This window comes from Amycolatopsis sp. VS8301801F10 (genome assembly GCF_046195355.1).
In the GTDB taxonomy this organism is placed as follows: domain Bacteria; phylum Actinomycetota; class Actinomycetes; order Mycobacteriales; family Pseudonocardiaceae; genus Amycolatopsis.
Genome location: NZ_CP176065.1, coordinates 7,955,504 through 7,976,944 on the forward strand (window position 1 = coordinate 7,955,504; position 21,441 = coordinate 7,976,944).

Here is a 21,441-nt window from a genome sequence, read left to right on the forward strand (position 1 = left end):
CCGTCCCGGGGAGGGCGGTTTTCGTCCGGCGGCAACCCCGGCGAGGCGGGTAGCGTGGATTGTTCATCCGGAGGGGGACCGCGATGGACTGGACGATCGAACGCGCGCTGCCGGCCGCGCTGATCCTCGTGCTGGCGCTGGTCTGCTGGCGGTTCGGGCGGCGGACGGCCGCCCGGCTGCACCGGGGCAGGCATCCCGAAACCCGGCTGACGTCCGCGGCGCAGGTCGCGTTGCTGACGAACGGGCCGATCCGCGTCGCCGAAACGACGATCGCCTCGATGCTGGAGCGGGAGCAGTTGCGCGCGGATTCCGTGGGGCGGCTGTACCGCACGCCCACCGAACCGTCCGACGCGCTGAGCCGCGAAGCCGCCGAGCTGACCGGTACGGGAGTCGGGATCGCGACCGTGCTGCGCGGTCTCGTCTGGGGCGACACGGTCCGCGAGATGGTCGACGACTTCACTAAGCGCGGCCTGCTCGTCGACGGCCAGGCGCTGCGGAGAGCGTGGAAGCGGACCGCGATCGGGGAGTCCGTGCTGACGGCGGCCGGCGTGGCCGCTTTCGTCGGCTGGCTGAACGGCTATGTGCTGATTTCGGTGCTGCTGCCGGGGTGGTTCACGTTTGCCGCACTGTCCCGCCGCCGGGCTGCCCGGAGGATCCGGCCGACCGACGCCGGACGTGCGGCAGCCGAAGCGGCGTGGCCGGACCAGAGCCTGCTGAGCGGCTTGACCGGGAGTGTCGCGGTCGGCGGGCTTTCGAATCATCCGGATCGCGAACTGCGGGTCGCGCTGCTTCGCGGGCTTCCGGCGACCCGGCAGGCGGGGGCGGCCATCGCGGGAACCGGCGTCACGGGCGGGTTCGCCGGAGCGGCCGGGTACTGGGCCGCCGGCTGCGGATCGGGCTGCGGCGGCGGAGCGGGCTGCGGGTCCGGCTGCGGTGGTTCGGGATGCGGCTCCGGATGTGGCGGCGGGGGGTGCGGCGGGGGCAGCAGCTGAACCGGGGAACGAACCGGGCATCGGTTGCGTCAGTTCTGCCGACAGCATCGGGCGACCGGCCGGTTAGGGTTCCGGCAACGTGGAGAAGAGGGGGAAGCCGTGGACGAACCGTGGGGCATCTCGGGACCGCAATTCCTGCTGATCTACGGTCTGGCACTGGCCGTCGTGCTGCTCGTGCAGGTGAGCTGGCCGCCGATCGCGCGGTCGCGGAAGCGGAACGCGCCCGCCACCGTCGAGCCGCCGCTGCGGCCGGACGTCTACCAGCTCGCCTACCTGGCCGGCGGAGCGGACCGCACGGTCGACACCGCGATCGCGACGCTGCTGGAACAGGAACTGCTGCGCGTGAACAGCAAGGGCAAGCTGAGCGCGATCGGCAAGCGACCGTCCCGCAAGCGACTGGAGCGCGCGGTGCACGACGCCGCACAGGGCGGTACGGCAACCGTCGCCACGGTGCGGAGGTCGCCGGCGGTCCGGCCGGAAGTGGAGAAAATCCGCGAGGACCTCGAGCGGCGCGGGCTGCTCGCCGCCGGCGACGGGCTGGACGGCTTCCGCGTCGGCACAGTGGTCGCGTACGGGGTGCTGCTGCTGATCGGCATCGTCCGCGCGGTCAACGGAGCACAGCTGGACCGGCCGATCGGCGGTCTGGTCGGGCTGCTCTTCGTAACCGGGATCCTGGCATTGATCGCTTACACGGTCCGAAAGGGCTCGAAGACCGCCCAGGCGACCGACGCGGGGCACGCGATCGTGGTGCGGGCGCGCGAAGAGGCGAAGGCTGCGGAGCAGCGGCCTGAGGAATTCGCTGCCACGGACCAGAACGGCAAGGGAGCGTTGCTCGTCGGGGCCGCGGCAGTGGTGGCGCTCGGCGGAATCGCGCTGTACCCGGACGACGAGATGAGCACGGCCCTGCTCAGCGGCAGCGGGAGTGCCTGGGCCGGGGGCGGCGGTTCGAGCGGCGGATCGTCGTGCAGCAGCGGCGGTTCCTCGTGCAGCAGCGGGTCTTCGTGCGGCGGAGGCAGCAGTTGCGGCGGCGGGGGCGGCTGCGGCGGATAGCCCAGCGTTGAGAAGGGAGACGCCGTGCACGAGCCGCTCTCGGGGTCGCAGCTCTTGGTGATTTACGGGACCGCGCTGGCCTTGACGCTGGTCTGGCCGCCGCACTGTCCGCTCGACGTCTATCGGCTCGCGTACCTTGCTGGCGGTCACCCAGCGAGCGCGGCGCTGACGGTCTCCGCACCGGTGCGAAGCATCGGGAACGAACTGCGCCAACGCGGTCTGGTCGCGGTCGCCTCCGCCCGCTTCGCGACGGGAGTGGGCCTGGGCTTCGTGGTCGGTCTGGTGCGCTCTGTGAACGGCTCTGGGCTGCACCGGCCGACTGCGGGGTTGAACGTCCTGCGGGCGCAGTCCGGAGCGTTGCTGGTCGGTGCTGCTTCGCTGGGCGGGTTCGCACCGTACCCCGACCATGCGACAAGCTTGGCGTTGAAGAGCGGCGTGGAGACGTTGTCCGGAGGCGGAGGTGGGTGCGATGGCTGACCGGCTCGGGATCGGCATCGGCTGGCGGCCGGAACTGGACCTGTCGATCGCACGGCTGCCGGGCGTCGACTGGGTCGAGGTGGTCGCGGAGAACCTGCACGCTCCGCACCTGCCGGAAAGCCTGCTGGCGTTGAAGGACCGCGGGATGCCGGTGTTGCCGCACGCGGTTTCGCTGTCGCTGGGCGGGGCTGAGCCGCTGGACACCGCGCGCGTGGAGCACCTGGCCGAGCTGGCGAGGGTCCTCGACGCTCCGCTGGCCAGCGACCATGTGTGCTTCGTGCGCGCGGGCGGGCTCGATTCCGGGCATCTGATGCCGCTGCCGCGCACGCGCGAGGCGCTGGACGTGCTGGTGGACAACGTCCGGCTCGCTCAGTCCATTGTGGACGTGCCGTTGGCGCTGGAGAACATCGCCGCGCTGCTGGAATGGCCGGAAAGCGAGCTGACCGAGGAACAATTCCTCACCGAGCTGACCGAACGGACCGGCTGCCTGCTGATCATCGACGTGGCGAATCTGTACGCGAACGCGCGCAACGTGGGCACTGATCCGGTGGCGTTCCTGGACGGGATTCCGTGGGAACGGCTCGCGTATGTGCACATGGCGGGCGGCGTAGAGCGCGATGGGGTTTACCACGACACGCACGCGCATCCCGTGCTGCCAGAGGTGCTGGATCTGCTCGCCGAACTGCGCCGACGCACGGATCCGCCGGGTGTCCTCTTGGAACGCGACGACGACTATCCCGCCGATTCCGAACTCGCCGCCGAACTGGTCGCGTTGCGGACCGCGGTGACGCGGTGAGCCGGGAAGAACTGGCGGCTCGGCAGGCTGCGTTGCTGGACAGCCTGTTGACCGGGGCTGAGCCGCCGTCCGGTTTCGATGCCTCGCGGTTGCGCATCGAGGCGGACGTCCTGCTCGCCAAACGGCGGCGGCTGGTGGCGTACCTGCGGCCGGACCTGCCGGAGACGCTGGGCACGCGGTATCGCCCGCTGTTCGACGCCTATGCCGCGGAGCGTCCTAAAACGACTTCGGTTCGGGCGCGCGAGTACGCCGACGCGTTCGCGGAGTGGCTCGTCGCCCGCGGTGACCTGCCCAAACCCCGGCGCAGGTGGTTTCGGCGCTGAGCCTCTTCCGGTTTTGTCGGTGGTGCTGGCTACGCTGACGACATGTCTGGTTACGGCGGTGTTATCCGATCTCTGCCGGACCGGGAGGGAGGGAACCTGTCGTGAACGGATTCTGGGCTGCCTTGAGCCCGATGCTGCTCGTCTACGTGGCCACCGCCGCGGGCCTGGTGAGCATTTTGGCCACTGGCAAGGACAAACTGGCGAAACAGGCGTCCGCGCCGGAGTCGGCTGCTGTGCCGCGCGACGTGTACGACGTGGCGTACTTGGCGGACGGGCGGCCGCGGGTGGTCGAGACCGCGATCGCGGCGCTGCTCGCGCGCGGACAGCTGCAGGTCGGGTCGTCGGGCGAGGTCGTCTCCGTCGGCTCGCCACCGGTGTCGCCGCCGCTCGAACAAGCCGTGCACCAGGCGGCCGGCCGTGGACGTCTCGCGTCGTGGATCGCGCGTTCCTCGGCGCTCAAGCCCGCGATACGGGCGCTGGAAACGGATTTGGTCCAGCGGCAGCTGGTCAGCAGGCGCAGGCCGATGACGGGCCTCGGGTACACGCTGACCGCGGTGGCCGTGGTCGTGCTGGCGGCCGGGGTGGCCCGGCTGGTCTACGACGTCGGCCGGTCTCATCTGAACGTCCTGGTGCTGCTCGTCTTCGCCGAGGTCGGGCTGGCGCTCTGGCTGTGCCTCGTCGGCAGCCAGCGGATCACGAAGAAGTTCGGCCAGCGGAAGGTCAGCTCGCTGCCGCCGACGACCGCGGGGACGACGGTCCTCGCGCGCGCCGAACAGCAGGCTTCCGGAGGCCAGAACACGGGACCGGCAGAACTGGTCGCGCTGAGCGGGCTGGCGGCTTATCCGGACAAGCGGATCTCCGGGGGGCTTATGCCGATTTAGCCGGAGACCGGCGGGGCCAAAGCGAAGGTCGCGCATCGGTGCCTCGCTGGCACGCCCGGCAGCGGCGAAACCGCGGGGTCGCGCAGCGGGCCGGGGTCGGCGGGGTGGCGGTTGTCGCGTGCCTAGGTGGACGCGGTGCCCTAGGGACTGGCAGCGCGCGGAACTGGCTGCTGCACTGCACGAGCTGGCGCGGCACACGCTGGGACCACTGCGCTCACAAGACCGGCGGTCCCGCCGCCAGACCGGCGCGGCGTGCCTTGGGACTGCAGCAGCCGCGGGACCGGCGCAGCACGGCGGTACCCCACGCGAGATCCACGTGGCACTCACGGCCGCACTGCACGAACCGGCGCGGCACACACTGGAACGACTGCACTCACGACACCGGCAGTGCAGCCGCCAGACCGGGCGCGGCATCACCACGGCTGCAGCAGTCACAGGACCAGCGCGGCATTCCCGGAGCTGTCCAGGCATCACCAGCACAGCGCACGCGACCCGCGCGGCACCTACGACGCTGTCCGCGCCTACGAGACCGGCTGAGGCACCACCGGCGACCAGACCGCGGTGTCCGCGCCGGGCTGGTGTGACGGGTGGTCCCAGTGCGGCGGCGCGCCGGGCAGTTCTCCGGCCATCCGTACCCGGGTCATGCGGCCGAAGTCGCTGTCGACCGTCTCGAGCAGGTCTGTGTAGTCCACTTCGGACGGTTCGGGGTCCTTGCGGCCCAACGAATCCAGCCAGTGTCCGGTGCCGGCCAGGGACAGGCGGGCGTGCCAGGTGCCGCCGTCGGTGACGGTGTGGCGGAGTGCCGTCATGATGGCGGCGGCGGTCAGCCAGCCGGTTGCGTGGTCCAGCGCTTGGGCGGGCAGCGGCGCCGGGGCGTCGGTGGCGTACTCCTCGGCGATGCCGGACGACATCTGCACGAGGCTGTCGAAGCCGCGGCGGCGGGCCCACGGGCCGGTCCAGCCGTACGCTGACACGTCGGCCACTACGAGGCCTGGGCGCAACTCCGCGAGTTGCTCCGGGCCGAAGCCGAGGCGGGCCAGTGCGCCGGGGCGGAAGGTCTGGAGGAGGACGTCCGCGCGGGCGATGAGCTTCTTCAGCTTCGCGCGCCCGCCCTCGGTGTCGAGCGCGATGAACGCCGAGCGCTTGCCCTGGCCGGTGTCCATGGTCAGCACGGGGATCCGCGGCAGGTGTGCGGCGCCGACGTGCAGCACGTTCGCGCCGTGTGCGGCCAGCACTCGGCCCGCGACCGGGCCGGCGAGCACGTGGGTCAGCTCCAGTACGCGGACGCCGCCCAGCGGGCGGTCCGAATCGAACAGGGTGCGCTTGGGTGCGTCCCCGATCCGGTTCAGCTCGACCAGCGGCAGTTCCGCGACGGCCTGGCCCTGCGGGTGCGCCAGCCAGTCCTCGCGCGAGCGCATCAACGCGGCCGCGCCGCCCGCGGTCACCACGGCGGATTCGACCTCCGCGGCGGACTTGCCGGCCACGGCCTTGGTCACCGCTTCGCGGGTCGCCGGGACGCCGAGCGCCCAGCAGACCGCCGCTTCGTGCCGCGAGGTGTTGCAGTGCAGCTTGATCCAACCGTCGGCGGCGCGGTAGTCGCCCGCGATACGGCCCCACGGGCTTGGCCCGGGCTCGCCGTCGATGCGCAGCAACTGCTCGCTGCGGAACGCGGCGGCGGCGTGCCGGGTGTCGACCGACACCGTGCCCGGATCAATGCCGCGCAGGCGCAGCAGTTCGCCAGCGGACAGGGTGGCCGCGGCGATGCTCGCGGTCGCGGCTGCGGGGACCCGGAAATGCCCGGGCAGCACGGATTCGTCGCCGGTCAACGACACGGCGGGCAGCGGTTCCCCGGCGAGCGAATGCCAGGCCCCGGCGAGTACGTCCTGCACCGGCGGTTACGGCAGAGCCGCGACGAGTTCGGCGGGCGGCACCTTCGTGCCGGTGTAGAACGGGATCTCGACGCGCACGTGGCGACGGGCCTCGGTATTGCGCAGGTGGCGCATCAGGTCGACGATCCGGTGCAGTTCGTCGGCCTCGAAGGCGAGGATCCACTCGTAGTCGCCGAGCGCGAACGACGCGACGGTGTTGGCGCGCACGTCCGGGTAGTCCCGCGCCTCCTTGCCGTGGTCGGCCAGCATCTTGCGGCGTTCCTCGTCCGGCAGCAGGTACCAGTCGTAGGACCGGACGAACGGGTACACGCAGACGTACTTGCGCGCCTCCTCGCCGGCCAGGAACGCGGGCACGTGGCTCTTGTTGAACTCGGCGGGCCGGTGCAGCGCGGTCTGGCTCCAGACCGGCGTGGACGCGCGGCCGAGCGGCGTGCGGCGGAACCCGGTATAGGCGGCCTGGACCTGTTCGATCTCCTCGGCGTGCCACCAGATCATGAAGTCCGCGTCGGCACGGAGGCCGGACACGTCGTACACGCCCCGGACGACGACGCCCTTGGCCTCGAGCCCGTCGAGGTACTCGGCCGTCTCCCGGCCGGCGGCGCCGCGGTCCTCCCCCAACTTCCCCGGTTCGATCCGGAAGACCGACCACATGGTGTAGCGGATCGTGTCGTTGAGTTCGTTGTAGTTCAGCCGCGCCATGACTCCATCCTGGCACTGCCCGCCCGGCGGTCGCCACGGGGTTCCGTCACCCGAAGAGCTGCTCCGCGATCCGCCGGGCGGCGGCGTCGGCGGTGGCCACGCAGGCGGGCAGCCCGACGCCGTGCAGCGTGGCGCCCGCCACGGCCAGGCCTGGGACGTCCGTCACTGCCGTCTCGATCCGCGCCACCCGCTCCAGGTGCCCGGTGCCGTATTGCGGGAGGCCGCCGCCCCACCGCGTCACCAGGGTGTCGATCGGCTTCGCGGTGACCCCGGCGAGCCGGGCCAGATCGTCGCGGACCGCCGCGACCAGTGCGTCGTCGTCGCCGTTCAACGCGCCGGGCTCGCCGAACCGGCCGACCGAACCGCGCACCAGCACTGGTCCGGCACTGCCGAGGTGAGCCCACTTGTTCGACGAAAACGTGAAAGCTTTGGCCGCGTACGGCACGCCTTTCGCGTCCCGCTCCCCCGCGCCGATGAGGATTCCGGACGCGTCCGGCAATTCCGTGCCCGGCGGGAACGCGAACGCGACGACCGCCATCGACGCCAGTTCGACCTCGCCGAACGCGGTCGAGGCCGCCGGGGCGACGCCGTCGAGCAATTTCCGGGCGGCCGGCGCGGGCACCGCGAGCAGCACCGCGTCCGCGTCCACCGGGCTGTCGGCGGGCGCGTGCGCCGGTGCGGCAGCGCCGAACTCGAGCCGCCAGCCGGACGGGGTGCGCGTCAGCGAGCGGACCGTGGCCGAAGTGCGCAGCTCGGCGCCGGAAAGCTCCAGCAAACGGTCGAGCAAATCCCGCAGGCCGCCGGTGAGAGTGCCGAACACCGGCGCGGTGCCCGGCGTTTTCGGCAGCAACGACGACGCTGCCTCGGTGAGCGAACCCGCACCGCCTTCGAGCGCGTTGGCCAGGCCGGGCATCGTCGCGCGGAGGCCGAGGCCGTCGGCGCCGCCCGCGTACACGCCGCCCAGCAGCGGGTCGACCAGCCGGTCCACCAGTTCGTCCCCGAAGCGCGTGCGCAGCAACGGCCCGAGCGGCACATCGCCCTCGCCCAGATCGACCGGGCCGAGGGAGCGTTCCTTCTCGACCGCGCGCCGTCCGTCGTCGGACAGCACGCCCGCGACCGAGTCCGCGGACGCCGGAACGCCCATCACGGTGCCGGGCGGCAAGCTCCGCACCGAACCGCCGGCGTGGATCTTGGCGCGGGCCTTGGTCGGATGCACCAGGCGATCGGCGAGACCGACCTCCTCGACCAGCGAAACCAGCTCGGGCCGCCGGGCGAGGAACGCTTCGGCTCCGACGTCGTAGCTGACTCCGCCGACCTCCGCCGTGCGCAGCTTCCCCCCGATCGCCGCCGTGCTCTCGAAAACGGTGATCCGCGCCCGGTCGCCCAGCAGCCGCCGCAGCCGGTACGCCGCGGCCAGCCCGGAGATCCCGCCGCCGACGACCGCGACGTGCTTCACAGCGAGTGCACCAGGTCGACGACGCGCTTCAGCACCTCCGGGTCCACTCCCGGCAGCACGCCGTGGCCGAGGTTGAACACGTGCCCGCGCGCGGCGCGGCCCTCCTCGACGATCCGGCGCACCTCGGCCTCCAGGACCGGCCACGACGCGTACAGCAGCGCCGGGTCGAGGTTGCCCTGCACCGACACGTTGCCGCCGAGCCGGCGGACCGCCACGTCGAGCGGGATCCGCCAATCGACGCCGACCACGTCCGCGCCCGCCTCGCGCATCGCGCCGAGCAGCTCGCCGGTGCCGACACCGAAGTGGATCCGCGGCACGCCGTACTCCCCGGCCACGGCCAGCACTCGGGCCGAATGCGGCAGCACGAACTCGCGGTAGTCGCGCTCGGACAGCGCACCGGCCCACGAGTCGAACAGCTGCACCGCGTCGACGCCCGCGTCGAGCTGGGCGCGCAGGAACGTGGCGGCGATGTCCGCGAGCCGCGCGGCGAGGTCGTGCCAGACCTCGGGCTGCGAATGCATCAAGGCCTTGGTGTGCTCGTGGTTGCGGCTGGGGCCGCCCTCGATCAGGTAGCTGGCCAGCGTGAACGGCGCGCCGGCGAACCCGATCAGCGGCGTCTCGCCGAGCCGCTCCACCAGCAGCCGGACGCCCTCGGCGACCTTCCCGACCTGCTCCGGTTCGAGCTTCGGCAGCGCACGGACCGCGTCCGCGTCGCGCACCGGCGAGGCCACGACCGGGCCAGTGCCGGGCACGATGTCGATGTCGACGCCCGCCGCCTTGAGCGGGACCACGATGTCGCTGAAGAGGATCGCCGCGTCGACGCCGAGCCTGCGGACCGGCTGCAGGGTGATCTCGGCGAGCATTTCCGGGTCGAAGCACGCGTCGAGCATCGGCACGCCCTCGCGCAGCGCACGGTACTCCGGCAGCGAACGACCGGCCTGGCGCATGAACCACACCGGGACGCGCGCGGGCCGCTCCCCGCGCGCGGCGGCGAGGAAAGCCGAGCCGGGCAGGGCGCGACGGGGCGAAACGGACGGGGCGCCGACGGGCGCGGGCGAAACCTGAGGCACGAACCCCATGGTCCCACGCGGGTCCGACAGTCCCGGGCCGCCCCGTGCCCATCGTGCCCCGGCCCCGGTTTCCTGGCGATGGCCTCGCGCGTGGCTTGCTGCGAATTCGGCAGTGCAGATCTGGTTGCGAAGCGGCATTCGTGATGCCTCGCGCCCTGGACGCGGTGTTCGCCCCGTGTCGCTATGGAACGGGGCGGAGGAGAGCAACGGAGAGCCATCGCGCGGGCAGGACGGAAAGCCATCCAGCGGGAAGGCAAGGCCGGGCTGACAAACCCCGCACGGAACCGGTGAACCCTCGCGCCCCGAGCGCGCCCCGCCCCGGACCGGCAAACCCTCGCCCGCCGAGCATGCCCCGCACCAGGCCAGCGAGCCCACACCCGCCGAACGTGCCCCGCACCGGACCGGCGAACCCACACCCGCCGAGCGCGCCCCGCACCGCGCCGGGGAACCCACACCCGCCGAACGCGCCCCCACACCGCGCCGGCAAACCCACGCCCACCGAGCATGCCCCGCACCGGGCCGGGGAACCCTCGCGCGGCGCGTGCGGTCCCGCATGGACGAGCAGAGGCCAAACTAAGCACGGCGGGCACCGCGAAGAGGTCGGCCGGAGCCCTTCGCCGAGTCGCGGCTGGGTCTCGCTCGGCGCGCCTGCGTCCGCAACAGGGCGTCGCCGCCCTACAGTCGGTGCGTGACCGCGATGACGCCAGTGCCCGATCTCTTCCGCGAAGCCGTCGCGGCGCTGCAAGCCGTCCGGCCGCGCCCGGAGATCCGCCTGGAGACGATGCGCGCGCCGCAGCGGCTCGCGCCGTGGTCCTACGCGGTGAGCTGCGACGTCTCCGGGCCCGCCGACGTGCTGGCGTCCGGCAGGCTGGTGCTGCTGCACGACCCGGACGGCCAGGAGGGCTGGGACGGCGTGCTGCGGCTGGTCATGTACGTGCGCGCGGAACTCGACCGCGAACTGGCCACGGACCCGTTCCTGCCCGCGGTCGGCTGGTCGTGGCTCACCGACGCGCTGGAGGCCTCCGGGGCGTCGTGGAAGGCGCTCGGCGGCACCGTCACCGAGACGTCCTCGGCCCGGTTCGGCGACATCTCCGGCCCGGCCCGCACCGACGACCTCGAACTGCGGGCGTCCTGGACCCCGACCGACGCCGCGCTCGGCCCGCACGGGCTCGCGTTCTGCCAGGTGATGGCGAGCGTCGTGGGGCTGCCGCCGGTGGGCGTCACGCTGTTCGAGCAGCGGCAGAGCTCCTGATTTCCCAAGTTCACCCGGTCGGGCAGCCTCCCGGCGGCGCTTGCACGCGCACGAACGCGCCTTCCCGGGCGGATCCGAGCGTCCCGAGCGCCCCGCGGAGATCTTCGGCGCGGCTTCCCGGCGAGCGCCGCCGACCGTCCATCGTGGACCGCGAGGGCCGCTGCCCCGGATGCCGCACGTTCGTGGCCGGGTGCGATCACAGCCAGTGAACCCCCGGTAACCAGCACCGACACGGTTCCGGAGCCTTGTCCGGCGCCTCCGCCGCGCCATCGGCCGCCGGACGGAGCGCGCGGCAAAACATGAAAGAAAATGATCTTGCCCCGGCCGGGGCGCATTTCCGGACCCGGACCGCCGGGGCGGCAGCCCGGCTCCGGCAGCACCCGCAGGTGCACGGGCCATCTGCACGCCCGTTTCGTTGCCGGTAACTCTGGTGCATCGCGGCCCGATCGTCAGTCGTTAGCAATACTCCGATCGTTAGTCCGATCGTGTTACAACGACCTCACTGCGTGACGAACTGTTTCGGATAGATACCCATTCGATCCCCCCGCAACGGCGTCCGGACGGCTACAGTGCCTGGGACGACACCACTTTCGGTCTAAAGCTGGCGCGGCTGAACGGCCGAAGGTCCCGGTGCCGGTCGGGGGGCACGACCGACTCCAGGGAGGTAGTGACGTGGCTACCGTCGGCTTATCTCAGGCCGTCCGATCCACGCCAGCCGGCGCCTTGCCGGCGAGCATGGTTCCGCACCCGCGGGAAGAGCTTTTTTCCGTGTTGGTGGTCGATGACCACCCGCTGTTGAGGGAGGCAATCGCAGCACGACTCGCACAAATGGGTGCGGGCACTGTCCACGAAGCCGCCACGGTGGCCGAGGCGAGGGCGCGAGCACAGGCCACCGGCCCGTGCGACCTGGCGATCCTCGATCTCGGACTGCCGGACGGCAGCGGCATCGAGCTGGTTACGGAACTCCGTAGCCACGGCTGGCCGCGCGTGGTGGTCCTGGCATCCTCCGACGACCCGTACGCGGTGCGCTCCGCGTTCCAGGCCGGAGCTCAGGCGTACCTGCTGAAGTCGGCGTCGCCGGTGGTGGTCACCGACGGCGTGCGCCGGGTTCTCGAAGGCGGCGTCTACGCCGACCCGAGCGTGGCCCCGGTCCTGGCGACCGGCACGCGAGTGGCGGGCACCGACAACACCCCGCGCGAGCTGTCGGCTCGCGAGGTGGAGGTGCTCCAGCTCGTCGCGGACGGGCAGTCGAACAAGGAGATCGGGGAGGAGCTTTCCCTCTCCGCGCTCACCGTCAAGTCCCACCTGTCCCGCATCGGGCGCAAGCTCGGCACGGGCGACCGGGCGCAGATGGTCGCGCTGGCGATGCGAGCCGGCGTGATCCGCTGACGACGACGAACCACGTCCCTGCGGGGCGGGCGGACCAGGCGCGGTCCACCCGTCCCGTAGGGTCGTCGGACATGGGAACTGCACAGGCGGACGGAGCGCGGACCGGAGACGAGGCCACCGAGAACTCGGAAGCCTCCGAGGCCTCCGGAACGCCGGTGCTGCTCCGGGAACCGGCGGAAGGCACCCCACCGGTCGTGGCCGATCCCGCCGCGCTCGCCGAGGCGTGCGCGCGGCTGGCCGCGGGCACGGGCGCCGTCGCCGTCGACACCGAGCGGGCGTCGGGCTACCGGTACTGGCCCAAGGCCTATCTCGTCCAGCTGCGCCGCGAAGGCTCCGGCACGGTGCTGATCGACCCGATCGCGCTCGCCGACGACCTCGCCCCGCTGCGGGACGTCCTCAACGACACCGAATGGGTGCTGCACGCCGCGTCCCAGGACCTGCCGTGCCTGGCGGAACTGGGCCTGCGCCCGCGCTCGCTCTTCGACACCGAACTGGCCGGGCGGCTGGCCGGGTACGAACGCGTCGCGCTGGGCACGCTCGTGGAGCTGCTGCTCGGGTACACGCTCGAGAAGGGGCACAGCGCCGCGGACTGGTCGAAGCGCCCGCTGCCGGTCGACTGGCTCAACTACGCCGCGCTCGACGTCGAGCTGCTCAACGAACTGCGCGAGAAGCTCGAAGCCGAGCTGGCGGCGCAGGGCAAGCTGGAGTGGGCGCGGCAGGAGTTCGAGGCTGTCCGCACCGCTCCCCCACCCGCGCCGCGCGCCGAACCGTGGCGCCGGACGTCCGGGGTGCACAAGATCCGCAGCCCGCGCGGCCTCGCCGCGGTGCGCGAGATGTGGCAGGCCCGCGACGAGCTGGCCCGCAAACGCGACCGCGCGCCGAGCCGGATCCTGCCCGACAGCGCGATCGTCAACGCGGTGACCGCGGACCCGAAGACCGTCGAGGAACTGCAGGCGCTGCCGGTGTTCAGCGGGCGCGTGCAGCGGAAGTACACGGCCAGCTGGCTGCGGCACCTGCAGGCGGCCAAAGCGCTGCCGGCGAGCGAGCTGCCGAGCCCGAGCCAGCCGTCCGACGGTCCGCCGCCGGTGAACCGCTGGGCCGACAAGGACCCCGACGCCGCCGCCCGGCTCGCCGCCGCGCGGGCCGCCTTGGCCGCGATCGCGGAGGACCGCAAGCTGCCGGTGGAGAACCTGCTGCTGCCGGACCTGGTCCGGCGCACCTGCTGGCGACCGCCGGCCGACCTCTCGGAGGACTCGGTCGCGGACGTGCTGCGGGCGGGCGGGGCGCGGCCGTGGCAGATCGAGCTGACCGCCGCGGCGCTCGGCAAGGCGTTGCACAGCACGGCTTCCTGACCCGCGAACGGTGGTTTAGACCTCACGCTGAGGTTGAGACCTCCCGGCAGGACTGCCCGCTCACGCCCGGCGGCGAGCCGGTCGGCGGTATCCGAGCGACCGCGCCACGCCGGTCGCCGTGGTGACCACCGCGGGCACCAGATGGGCCACCGAGGTCGTCTCCCGGCGGCCCACGACCGCGACCGCGGCGGTGACCCGGGCCGACGCGTCGCGGATCGGGGCGGCGACGGCGACCGCGTCGTCGGCGAGCTGGCGGTCGGCGACGCAGTAGCCGGTGCGGGCGATGTCGGCGAGTTCGGCGCGCAGGGTCTCCGGATCGGTCGTGGTGTGCCGGGTTTCCGCCGCGATCGGGCTGGTCAGCGCGGATTCGCGGACGTCGGCGGCGGCGTGCGCGAGCAGCACGCGGCCGGTGGCGGTGGTGGTCGCGGGGAGGCGGCTGCCGGTCGTGGTCAGGATTTCGACCGAGCGGTGCCCAGCGAGCCGGGCGAGGAACACGACGTCGGTTCCGTCGAGTACCGCCAGGTGCACGTTTTCGCCGGTCGCGTCGAAGAGATCGCCCAGGTACGGCAAGGCGATTTCGCGCATCGACGCCCGGGCCAGCGACAGCGAGCCCAGCTCCCACAGTTTCAGCCCGAGGTGGTAGCCGCCGTGTTCGTCGCGCGTGAGCGCTCCCCATTCGGCCAGCTCGCCGACCAGCCGGTGCGCCGTGCTCAACGGCAAGCTCGCGGACTGGGCGATTTCGGTCAGGGACAACACCGGGGTCTGGGCGCTGAAGCAGTCCAGCACCGACAGCAGCCGCGCCGCCGCGGTGGGTCTGGCTTCCATGTGGCGGAAGTCTGATTGAGGCCGGGCCGCGGCGCAAGCGACACTGCGGGCGTGGGTCGGCCAAGCGAACGTGCCTGCTTCGGAACACGACTTTTCGGATTTCCCCGCTACGTGGCTGTGGGCTGAGAACGACCTGGCCGACCCGTGAGAAAGTGCGGTCGGCGCGACTGAAGACAAGAACCAGACAGGAGCACATGACAGTGAAGATCGCGGTTCTCGGGGGCGGACACGGTTCCTGGGCCACGGTGGCGGAACTCGCCGAAAACGGCCACGAAGTGCGCTGGTGGCGGCGGAACGCCGAGGCGCTGGAAGCGGTGCGCGCGACCGGAGCGGTGGGCGTCCGGGACTACCGAGGTTCCCGATCGGTGCCGGTGGGCGAAGGGGCCGGGCAGATCAACCCGGTGCCGGACCTCGCCGAGGCGGTGCGCGGCGCGGCTCTGCTCGTGATCCCGCTCCCGTCGACCACCCACGACGACCTGGCTCCCCAGCTCGCCCCGCTGCTGACCGAGGGCCAGGTCGTGTTCCTGCCGCCGGGCACGTTCGGTTCGCTGGTGTTCGCCAAGGCCGTCGCCGCGGCGGGCGGAAGTCCGGAGATCGCGTTCGCCGAGGCCGGGACGCTGCCGTACCTCGCGCGTCGGCACGGCGACGCGGAAGTGGTGATCAGCGGGTACGCGACCCGGCTGCCGACCGGGGTTTTCCCGCTGCGGCTGGCGGAAAGCGCGTTCCGGACGCTGCGCGAGGCGTACCCGAGCGTCGAGGACGCGGGCGACGGGCTCAGCGGTGCGCTGATGAACGCGGGCCCGGTCATCCATCCGCCGCTGATCACGATGAACGCCGGTCCGCTGGAGCATTTCGCCGCCTGGGACATCCACAACGAGGGCACGCAGCCGTCGATCCGCAGCGTCACCGACGCTCTGGACGCCGAACGGGTCGCGCTGCGCGAAGCGTTCGGCTACGGCGCTCCGCATTTCCCGCTGGCCGACCACTACGCCGCTGACGGCGAGGAATGGATGTACGGCCGCGCGGCGCATGAGCGGCTGACCGACAGCGGCGACTGGCGCGAGAAGATCGACCTCCACACGCACCGCTACATGGTCGAGGACACCCGGCTCGGGTTGTCGCTGCTGGTGTCCGCGGGCCGGTTCGCCGGGGTGCCGACGCCGGTCGCGGAAGGCTTGCTGGCCTTGGGTTCCGCCATCACCGGACGCGATTTCTACGCCGAGGGCCGGACCTTCGAGAACCTCGGCCTCGCGGATCTCGATCGGGCCGGGTTGACCGCGCTGCTGCGGGACGGAGTCCAGTCGTGATCGCCATCGTCGGCGCCGGACGGATGGGCGAGGGCATCGCGCTGGCCTTCCTCGCGGCCGGGCATCCGGTGCTGCTCGCGGACGTCAAGGACCGCACCGAGGAAGAACGCCAGCTCCGGCGCGACGAGGTCCGCAAGCGGCTCGCCGACCGGCTGCGCGCGATGTCCGGGCACGCGGACGCGCTGGAAAGCCTGACGCTGGGCGACCGTTCGGCGAAGGAACTCGCCGACGCGACCGTGGTGTTCGAGGCCGTGCCGGAGGTCATGGACATCAAGCGCGAGGTGTTCGGCTGGCTCGGCTCGCAGGTGCCGGAGTCGGCGGTGCTGGCCTCGACGACGTCGACCTTCCTGGTCACGCAGATCGCCGAACTCGCCGACCGGCCGGAGCGGGTGGTCAACGCGCATTGGCTCAACCCGGCCGAACTGATGCCGCTGGTCGAGGTCAGCCGGAGCGACGACACCGATCCGGCCGCGGTCGACCGGCTCGTGGCGCTGCTGCGCGAAATCGGCAAGGTGCCGGTGGTGTGCGGACCCGCCGCCGGGTACATCGTGCCGCGGCTGCAGGCGCTGCTGATGAACGAGGCCGCGCGGATGGTCGAGGAAGGCGTGGCCGGCGCGGCGGAGATCGACCTCGCGGTCCGCGCCGGGCTCGGGCCGCGGTTTTCGGTGCTGGGCCCGCTGGAATTCATCGACTGGGGCGGCGGCGACATCCTGTACTACGCCTCGCGCTACCTGACCGGCGAACTCGGCGAACGGTTCCAGGCGCCCGCGATCGTCGAGGAGAACATGACCGGGCAGCGGCGGGGCCTCCAGGACGGGGCCGGGTTCTACCGCTTCGATCCGGACGGGGTCCCGGAGTACCGGGCGGCGCGGATGCGGGAGTTCGAAGAGATTTTCCGGCTGCGGGAACCGCATTTGCGGGACGGGACGCCGGTTCCGGAGCGTCCGGAGAAGTGACCGTCGCGCGGGCCCGGACCGGATCCGGGCCCGCGCGGAAGCGCCTGCGAGACCGCTTGAGCCGGGCGTTCAGTCCTTCTTCAGCCACCCGGCGACTTCGAGAACGTCCGGATGCTTCGGTCCGAACGCCTCGGTCAGCCCCGCCGCGACCGCCTCCAGCTCCCGGTCCGCTTCCTCGTCCCGTCCGCGTTCCCGGGCCACTCGCGCCAAGGTCGCCCGGAAGCCGAGTTTCAGCGGATGCCCGTCCGGCAGACCGGCGGCCGACACGAGTTCCCGGGACAGGGTTTCCGCCGCGTCGAGCTGGCCGCTTTCCAGGCAGGCGCGGGCCAGCTCCCCGGCCGGGCCCCACTGCTGCGCGGCCGGTTGCGCGGACAGCACGGCGCGGTACAGCTCCGCCGCTTCCGCGGGTTGCCCGGCTCGCAGCAGCACGGCGGCGAGCACCTCCACGAACTCCGGCGTGCGGTACTGCTCGGCGAGTTCCCTCGCCTTGTACTGGACCGCCTCCGCCTCGCCGCGTTCCGCCCGGATCAGCAGGCCGACCGCGGCGGCCCGGTCGCGTTCGTAGTCGTCTCGCGGTCTGCGGGACAGGCCGGAGTTCAGGCCGGCCGCCTCGTCGTAGCGGCCCAGGGTCCGCAGCACGTTCACCTTCCGGACCGCGCCCGCGATGGTCAGCTCGTGGTACTCCCCGAACTTGTCCACGCATGCGTCCAGGTGCCTGCTGAGCACTTCCAGCGCCTCGTCGTACTCCCCGGACAGCGAGTACATCTCCGACAGCATCAGCTGTGCCCGCATGGTGGCCGGGTCGTCGGGACGGACCGCCTCGTAGATGTCCACTGTGGACTCCATGAGGCGCACCGCGTCCTCGATCCGGCCCAGCGCGGCCTTCGCCGTCGCCAGGTTCAGCCACGCGCCGAGCGTGCCGGGATGCTGTTCGCCCTCGACCCGCACCTGGGCGTCGGCCAGTTCCGTGTAGTGCTCCTCGGCCGCGGGCCAGTCGCCGGTTTCCACCAGCAGCAGGCCGATCCGGTGGCGCATCGCGAGGCTCTCCGGGGAATCCGGGTCCGCGGCTTTCGCCAGTTTCTTGCGCAGCCGCGCCAGTTCGTTCGCCGGGTTCGCCCGGAATAGCGCCATCGCCGTCCCCCGTCCGGTCGGTGCGTTCCGGCCAGTGTGCCGCAAGCCACAAGACCCCGGGAGTGTGCCGTCCCCCACTCGACCGGGCCACTCCCCTGGTTACCCACGGGTAACAAGGGCTAGGGTGCGGACAGGAACACTCTCGACTTCCAGGAGCATTCGTGGCCGCACCAGCAACGCCGCCGCTCGCGCCCACCGCGCGAGGGGTGCGCAATGTCGTCTTCGTCGAAGGGGTACGGACGCCCTTCGGCAAGGCGGGCGACAAGGGCATGTACGCCGGGACCCGGGCGGACGACCTCGTCGTCAACGCCATCCGCGAGCTGCTGCGGCGGCATCCGGAGCTGCCGCCCGAGCGCGTGGACGAGGTCGCGATCGCCGCGACGACCCAGACCGGCGACCAGGGCCTGACCATCGGCCGCACCGCCGCGCTGCTCGCCGGGCTGCCGAAGTCCGTGCCGGGCTTCGCGATCGACCGGATGTGCGCGGGCGCGATGACCGCGGTGACCACCACCGCGAGCGGCATCGGCTTCGGCGCGTACGACATCGCCATCGCCGGCGGCGTCGAGCACATGGGCCGCCACCCGATGGGCGAGGGCGTCGACCCGAACCCGCGGATCATCGCGGACAAGCTGGTCGACCCGACCGCGCTCGTGATGGGCCAGACCGCGGAGAACCTGCACGACCGGTTCCCGGAGATCACCAAGGAGCGCACGGACGCGTTCGCCGCGCGCAGCCAGGAAAAGTACGCCGAGGCGGTGAAGACTGGCAAGATCGGGCCGGAGCTGGTTCCGGTGGCGACCCGCAGCAAGGAACTCGGCTGGGGTCTCGCGACCGAGGACGAGCCGCCGCGGCCGGGCACGACCGTCGAGCAGCTGGCGAAGCTGAAGACGCCGTTCCGCCCGCACGGCCGGATCACCGCGGGCAACGCGGCCGGTCTCAACGACGGCGCGACCGCGGCGATCCTCGCCGACGAGGACACCGCGCGCGAGCTGGGACTGCCGATCGGCATGCGGCTGGTCGGCTACTCCTTCGCCGGCGTCGAACCGGAGGTGATGGGCATCGGTCCGGTGCCGGCCACCGAGAAGCTGTTCAAGCGCACCGGCCTGTCCATCGACGACATCGGCCTGTTCGAGATCAACGAGGCGTTCGCGGTGCAGGTGCTCGCGTTCCTCGACCACTTCGGCATCGCCGACGACGACCCGCGGGTCAACCAGTGGGGCGGCGCGATCGCCTGCGGCCACCCGCTGGCCTCGTCCGGCGTGCGGCTGATGACGCAGCTGGCGCGCCAGTTCGCCGAGCGCCCCGACGTGCGCTACGGCCTCACCACGATGTGCATCGGCATCGGCATGGGCGGCACCGTGATCTGGGAGAACCCGGCCTACACCGGCGCCGAGGGTTCCGAGGGGGCGAAGTAATGACTTTCACCGCTGAAGAGGCGAAGGCCGCGTTCCCGGACGAGGTCGTGACCAACGCGGTCACCAACCTGGTCAAGGTTCCCGGGCTGGACAAGCCGGTCGCACTGATCACGCTGGACAACGGCCACGACCACACCCGGCCGAACACCTTCGGCCCGCAGGGTCTCGTGGCGCTGAACACCGCGCTGGACGAGGCGTTCGCCGCCGAGCCCGCCGCGATCGCGGTCACCGGCAAGCCGTTCATTTTCGCGGTCGGCGCGGACCTTTCCGGCGTCGAGGCGGTGTCGGACCCGAAGCTGGCGCGGGAGATCGCGCAGACCGGGCACGACGTGTTCCGCCGGCTCACCGAGTCGAAGATCCCCACGTTCGGGTTCGTCAACGGCGCGGTGATGGGCGGCGGGCTCGAACTCGCGCTGTCCTGCCACTACCGGACGCTGTCGGAGAACACCGCGGCGATCGCGTTCCCCGAGGTGTTCCTCGGCCTGTTCCCGGGCTGGGGCGGCACGCAGCTGCTGCCGAACCTGATCGGCCCGGACGCCGCGGTCACCGTGATCATCGAGAACGCGCTGGCGCAGAACAAGATGCTGAACGTGCGCAAGGCCGCCGAACTCGGCATCGTCGACGAGGTCTTCGGTTCCGCGGACTACCTGGAGCAGTCGCTGCTGTGGCTGGCGAAGGTGGTCAACGGCGAAATCACCCCGGCCCGCCGGGAAATCGACCGCGGCGCGGAGTGGGACGCGGCCATCGCGCGTGCGAAGTCCATTGTGGACGGACGCACGCACGGCGCGTCGCCGGGCGCGACCAAGGCCGTCGAGCTGCTCGAGCTGGCGCGGGAGAACGACCTCGACCGCGGTTACGCGGCGGAGACCGACGGGCTCGCCGAGCTGCTGATGTCGGACGTGCTGCGCGCCGGGCTGTACTCGTTCAACCTGGTCAACAAGCGGGCCAAGCGGCCGGCCGGCGCGCCGGACAAGTCGTTGGCGCGCAAGGTGAACAAGGTCGGCATCGTCGGCGCGGGCCTGATGGCCAGCCAGCTGGCGCTGCTGTTCGTGCGCCGCCTCAAGGTGCCGGTGGTGCTCACCGACGTCGACCAGGCGCGGATCGACAAGGGCGTGGGCTACGTCCACGAGGAGATCGACAAGCTGCTGGCCAAGAAGCGCGTGTCGCCGGACGGCGCGAACCGGCTCAAGGCGTTGGTCACCGGCTCGCTCGACAAGGCCGCGTTCGCCGACGCGGACTTCGTGATCGAGGCCGTTTTCGAAGAGCTGGGCGTGAAGCAGCAGGTGTTCGCCGAGCTGGAGCAGCACGTCTCCCCCGAGGCGATCCTGGCCACGAACACGTCCTCGCTGTCGATCACCGCGATGGCCTCGAAGCTGCAGCACCCGGAGCGCGTGGTCGGCTTCCACTTCTTCAACCCGGTGGCCGTGCTGCCGCTGCTGGAGATCGTGCGCGGCGAGAAGACCGACGACGCGACGCTGGCGACCGCGTTCTCGGTCGGCAAGCAGCTGAAGAAGTCGAGCGTGCTGGTGAAGGACGCGACGGCGTTCGTCGTGAACCGGCTGCTGCTGCGCTTCCTCGGCGAGGTGCTGGTGGCGGTGGACGAGGGCACGCCGTTCGACGTGGCCGACTCCGCGCTGGAGCCGCTCGGCCTGCCGATGTCGCCGCTGAACCTGATGCAGCTCGTCGGCCCGGCCATCGCGCTGCACGTCGGCGAGACGCTGCACGGCTCGTTCCCGGACCGCTTCACCGTGAGCGAGAACCTGGAAAAGTTCGTGAAGGCGGGCAAGAAGGGCGTCTGGACCTGGGACGAGACCGGCAAGCCGTCGGTCGACCCGGAGGTCGCCGAGCTGTGGAAGCAGGGCGACAACCCCTCCACGGCCGAGCAGGTCCGCGACCGCGCGCTGAACGCGATCGCCGAGGAGGTCCGGATCATGCTCGACGAGGGCGTGGTCGCGGAGGCCCAGGACATCGACCTGTGCCTGATCCTCGGCGCGGGCTGGCCGTTCTGGCTGGGCGGCATCACGCCGTACCTCGACCGGTCGGGCGTGTCGGAACGGGTCAACGGCAAGCGATTCCTCTCCCAGGGAGTCGCTTCGGTTCCGGCGTAACGCCTCCGGCGGAGCCGTCCTGTGCGGGACGGCTCCGCCGTGAACCGGGACACACCGAGCACTTCGTGACCTT

19 protein-coding genes are annotated in these 21,441 nt (G+C 71.8%); 13 read left to right on the forward strand and 6 right to left on the reverse strand.

The window, feature by feature from the left end; genetic code table 11:
* Positions 1 to 83: 83 nt before the first annotated feature.
* From F9C11_RS36450 to F9C11_RS36475, 6 genes are all read left to right on the forward strand, one after another.
* Complete coding sequence (locus tag F9C11_RS36450) at positions 84 to 992, forward strand: TIGR04222 domain-containing membrane protein (protein ID WP_409181892.1); 909 nt, start codon at positions 84 to 86, stop codon at positions 990 to 992.
* Positions 993 to 1,091: 99 nt separating this feature from the next.
* A complete protein-coding gene (locus F9C11_RS36455) occupies positions 1,092 to 2,042 on the forward strand; it encodes a TIGR04222 domain-containing membrane protein (protein WP_409181893.1) in 951 nt (316 codons plus the stop codon).
* A 24-nt stretch (positions 2,043 to 2,066) separates the two neighbouring features.
* A complete protein-coding gene (locus F9C11_RS36460) occupies positions 2,067 to 2,519 on the forward strand; it encodes a hypothetical protein (protein ID WP_409181894.1) in 453 nt (150 codons plus the stop codon).
* Positions 2,512 to 3,315: a DUF692 domain-containing protein gene (locus F9C11_RS36465; RefSeq protein WP_409181895.1), complete on the forward strand. Its 804-nt coding sequence runs from the start codon at positions 2,512 to 2,514 to the stop codon at positions 3,313 to 3,315. Before F9C11_RS36460 ends, F9C11_RS36465 begins: the two co-directional genes overlap by 8 nt.
* Entirely contained in the window at positions 3,312 to 3,638 is a 327-nt protein-coding gene (locus F9C11_RS36470) for a hypothetical protein (protein ID WP_409181896.1), read from the forward strand. The genes F9C11_RS36465 and F9C11_RS36470 overlap by 4 nt, the downstream gene beginning before the upstream one ends.
* Before the next feature lie 101 nt (positions 3,639 to 3,739).
* The gene (locus F9C11_RS36475) at positions 3,740 to 4,519 is read left to right on the forward strand and encodes a TIGR04222 domain-containing membrane protein (RefSeq protein WP_409181897.1); all 780 of its coding nucleotides are present in this window, start codon (positions 3,740 to 3,742) and stop codon (positions 4,517 to 4,519) included.
* A gap of 521 nt (positions 4,520 to 5,040) precedes the next feature.
* Here F9C11_RS36475 and F9C11_RS36480 read toward each other — a convergent pair.
* Genes F9C11_RS36480 through hemE form a run of 4 tightly spaced genes read right to left on the reverse strand, consistent with a single transcriptional unit; the run spans position 5,041 to position 9,642 of the window.
* Positions 5,041 to 6,408 (reverse strand): CoA transferase, encoded by a 1,368-nt coding sequence (locus F9C11_RS36480; protein WP_409181898.1) that lies wholly within the window; start codon positions 6,406 to 6,408, stop codon positions 5,041 to 5,043.
* A gap of 6 nt (positions 6,409 to 6,414) precedes the next feature.
* Positions 6,415 to 7,107, reverse strand: coding sequence for a hydrogen peroxide-dependent heme synthase (gene hemQ, locus F9C11_RS36485; RefSeq protein ID WP_409181899.1), 693 nt, complete (start codon positions 7,105 to 7,107; stop codon positions 6,415 to 6,417).
* Positions 7,108 to 7,153: 46 nt separating this feature from the next.
* Positions 7,154 to 8,563 carry a protoporphyrinogen oxidase gene (hemG, locus tag F9C11_RS36490; RefSeq protein WP_409181900.1) on the reverse strand — a complete coding sequence of 470 codons (1,410 nt, stop codon included), beginning with the start codon at positions 8,561 to 8,563 and terminating at the stop codon, positions 7,154 to 7,156.
* Positions 8,560 to 9,642 (reverse strand): uroporphyrinogen decarboxylase, encoded by a 1,083-nt coding sequence (hemE, locus tag F9C11_RS36495; protein WP_409181901.1) that lies wholly within the window; start codon positions 9,640 to 9,642, stop codon positions 8,560 to 8,562. Before hemE ends, hemG begins: the two co-directional genes overlap by 4 nt.
* Before the next feature lie 679 nt (positions 9,643 to 10,321).
* Here hemE and F9C11_RS36500 point away from each other — a divergent pair.
* The 3 genes from F9C11_RS36500 (at position 10,322) to F9C11_RS36510 (ending at position 13,626) form a co-directional block, all read left to right on the forward strand.
* Positions 10,322 to 10,885 carry a DUF3000 domain-containing protein gene (locus F9C11_RS36500; RefSeq protein WP_409181902.1) on the forward strand — a complete coding sequence of 188 codons (564 nt, stop codon included), beginning with the start codon at positions 10,322 to 10,324 and terminating at the stop codon, positions 10,883 to 10,885.
* 672 nt (positions 10,886 to 11,557) lie between these two features.
* Complete coding sequence (locus tag F9C11_RS36505; RefSeq protein WP_033291604.1) at positions 11,558 to 12,274, forward strand: response regulator transcription factor; 717 nt, start codon at positions 11,558 to 11,560, stop codon at positions 12,272 to 12,274.
* Between the two features lie 71 nt (positions 12,275 to 12,345).
* On the forward strand, positions 12,346 to 13,626 hold the full coding sequence (locus tag F9C11_RS36510; RefSeq protein ID WP_409181903.1) for an HRDC domain-containing protein: 1,281 nt from the start codon (positions 12,346 to 12,348) through the stop codon (positions 13,624 to 13,626).
* A 60-nt stretch (positions 13,627 to 13,686) separates the two neighbouring features.
* Here the strand turns inward: F9C11_RS36510 and F9C11_RS36515 are convergent, their stop codons facing one another.
* Positions 13,687 to 14,451 (reverse strand): IclR family transcriptional regulator, encoded by a 765-nt coding sequence (locus tag F9C11_RS36515; RefSeq protein ID WP_409181904.1) that lies wholly within the window; start codon positions 14,449 to 14,451, stop codon positions 13,687 to 13,689.
* A gap of 194 nt (positions 14,452 to 14,645) precedes the next feature.
* Between F9C11_RS36515 and F9C11_RS36520 the strand changes: the two genes are divergently transcribed.
* On the forward strand, positions 14,646 to 15,758 hold the full coding sequence (locus tag F9C11_RS36520) for an NAD/NADP octopine/nopaline dehydrogenase family protein (RefSeq protein WP_409181905.1): 1,113 nt from the start codon (positions 14,646 to 14,648) through the stop codon (positions 15,756 to 15,758).
* The gene (locus tag F9C11_RS36525) at positions 15,755 to 16,714 is read left to right on the forward strand and encodes a 3-hydroxyacyl-CoA dehydrogenase NAD-binding domain-containing protein (protein ID WP_409181906.1); all 960 of its coding nucleotides are present in this window, start codon (positions 15,755 to 15,757) and stop codon (positions 16,712 to 16,714) included. Before F9C11_RS36520 ends, F9C11_RS36525 begins: the two co-directional genes overlap by 4 nt.
* Positions 16,715 to 16,783: 69 nt before the next feature.
* Here the strand turns inward: F9C11_RS36525 and F9C11_RS36530 are convergent, their stop codons facing one another.
* On the reverse strand, positions 16,784 to 17,845 hold the full coding sequence (locus F9C11_RS36530) for a tetratricopeptide repeat protein (RefSeq protein WP_409181907.1): 1,062 nt from the start codon (positions 17,843 to 17,845) through the stop codon (positions 16,784 to 16,786).
* A 206-nt stretch (positions 17,846 to 18,051) separates the two neighbouring features.
* Here F9C11_RS36530 and F9C11_RS36535 point away from each other — a divergent pair, with 206 nt between their 5' ends.
* Together F9C11_RS36535 and F9C11_RS36540 are read left to right on the forward strand one after the other, a co-directional pair.
* Positions 18,052 to 19,260: a thiolase family protein gene (locus F9C11_RS36535; protein ID WP_409187051.1), complete on the forward strand. Its 1,209-nt coding sequence runs from the start codon at positions 18,052 to 18,054 to the stop codon at positions 19,258 to 19,260.
* Positions 19,260 to 21,368 carry a 3-hydroxyacyl-CoA dehydrogenase NAD-binding domain-containing protein gene (locus tag F9C11_RS36540; protein ID WP_409181908.1) on the forward strand — a complete coding sequence of 703 codons (2,109 nt, stop codon included), beginning with the start codon at positions 19,260 to 19,262 and terminating at the stop codon, positions 21,366 to 21,368. The genes F9C11_RS36535 and F9C11_RS36540 overlap by 1 nt, the downstream gene beginning before the upstream one ends.
* Positions 21,369 to 21,441: the final 73 nt, after the last annotated feature.